1 protein-coding gene and 1 pseudogene are annotated in these 2,260 nt (G+C 38.1%); one reads left to right on the forward strand and one right to left on the reverse strand.

Going from position 1 to position 2,260, the window contains the following annotated elements:
* Positions 1-981: hypothetical protein (locus tag D7V92_RS21750; protein ID WP_121773783.1), on the forward strand; the 981-nt coding region annotated here is incomplete at its 5' end.
* Between the two features lie 403 nt (positions 982-1,384).
* Here D7V92_RS21750 and D7V92_RS21755 read toward each other — a convergent pair.
* Positions 1,385-2,260: pseudogene (locus D7V92_RS21755) on the reverse strand (hypothetical protein); the annotation flags it as partial.

Consider the following 2,260-nt stretch of genomic DNA (forward strand, 5'->3'; position numbering starts at 1 on the left):
AGAGGGTATCTTGAAGCACTTAAAAAGGTGGAACTTCCAACTACACAGGTGATATTCTGGGACTTGACAAATGAGACGGAAGAACAAGTAACAATTACGAAAAGACAAAGTGAAATCATTATAGCTACATCTGATTACAGCATGTCTGTTGCCAAAACAAATATTGAATTAGGCAAGGGGTTGATAACCAATGATAAGTTTGAGAAAGTCCCCCTTTATGTAACAGATGCCGACTTGTTCTATGATGCGGATATTACGCTGAAAGACCTGAACGGAAACATAGTGAAAAAAGGAACTCCCAATGTCTATGTTCCAGTGGATTCCGCAAACGGTTATTGGCAATGGGCTACTTATCATGAGTATAACTTGAATGCCATTGTAAAAGAGGAGCAACAATTAGTCATAGAGAATGTACAAGTTAAACGGTTTGATTCTTTGCAAGAGTTTGCCCAATACAGGGGAGTGAACAATGTATTAAGCCGTGGTTTCAACGGATTGGAGAAAGCTGGTAACGCAGCTTTGGCTACACAACATGAGTTTTATACTAAAGTGTTCCAAAAGGCTGTTGAGCTAAAAGCGAATATCAGTGTTGTTACCAAATACTACAATTTCGGTAAGACAATAAAACCGAAAGTATGGAACAGTGCCGTATTAGGTATAGTGGAAGAGAATTTTATTGAATATGACTTGGAGATTGGCGATGAGATAATCGAAACTCTGCAAAATATGGACTTCACAGAGAAAACTATCAAGAATCGCTATCTGATTGACGCTATTACCCGATTTGCCAACTATAAACCACAGGGTAAAGAAAAGATGATTGGAATCGCAGAAACCATTAGCACGATCAAGTCATTAAGCAGCGAAAGCGTAAGAATAATCAATATGGTAACATCTGACCATATTAACGTAATCTATACAGAGCTATTTACCCAATATTTAAATGGCAAAGGTCTCTTAAATAAAGAACAAGCCGCATAAATCACGCACAAAAGGACTCATGTGACAGGTGAGTTTCCATACCCAAAATTTAGGGGTTCGGTCTCAATCCGAACCCTGTCTCTCAAATATCCAGAGGCTTCATCCAAGTAAAAGGATAGACTGCCAACTTTTTATTGAAGCGGATAATAAACTCCTATTTCTCTTACTTGGTTACAGCCCAAAGGAAAATCAAGAGATAAGGATTACCTATGGCTTGTATTTTCTTTTTCAGGGGATTTTTTGTGACTGGCTATATAAAAGTAAAATCTTCCAAAAATCCCCTGAAACTGGAACAAGTAAAAGATAAGCATCCATAAATAGCCCTATTCTTCTTACTTGGATAGTCTCAACCCAAATAAAAGAGAAATGGGCACTTCCATTTCTGAAAGCACCCATAATATTATCATGGCATAACGAATGTATATTCTTCTTTACTTGGTGAATCCATCTGAATGTTCAGCATTTTGGCTATATAGTTCAGGCTATAGATATGGTCCTCTTTCACCTTGTCAAGCCGTCTATTTAAGGCGTTTTTCAAATTGTCATCCACAAAATGATTCATGATTTTTCGAATCACCTGTCCGTCATATCTGGGAGGATATATATCATGATCCAGACAGCAGGAACGGATAATATCATATTGTTCCACATAGATACCGTGTTCTTCCGCATTCAGGTCTGGAATATCCAAACCATCACCAAGTAAGATGTTAGAATCCATAATGGTATGTCTGATCGTGGATTTCCCCTCGTACCTCACTTTATCGTCCGTTATCAAGCCGTAATCAATGGCTTTCTGGTGCAACCCGTTTTTGCCTTTCAGGGTGGAATAGCCAACTTTCAATTTATTGGAGATTTCCAACAGGTTATAAAAGCAGGTATTTGTACTATTCAAGCATAAGCATTTAAGTAACAGGACATACCCTATTACACCTACAGGAATATCCTTTTCCAACAGTTCCTTGCGAATCGTGAAATAGTTGGAATCTGGCACATTGAGCAAATACTCATTCTGCCTTCTGGGTAATCCGTCCTCATTCTTGAAATAACGTGTCATACAGGATCGTATGAATCCAACCTTTTTGAAAACGGAAATATAGTCTTGTATCTTACTTGGTGAACACTGGCAATAGTCAGCGAGAGTATCTTGGTGTATATGGGATTCACCTGTCACGAAATCAGACTTGAAAGAGAAACAGGCGGCTACATAGGCTTGGTTATGGTTGAGTTTAAGGAAAATATTCTTGTCTAAGTTTCTGTAATTCATATTAGATATGTT

The organism is Parabacteroides sp. CH2-D42-20 (assembly GCF_003670185.1).
Lineage (GTDB): Bacteria > Bacteroidota > Bacteroidia > Bacteroidales > Tannerellaceae > Parabacteroides > Parabacteroides distasonis.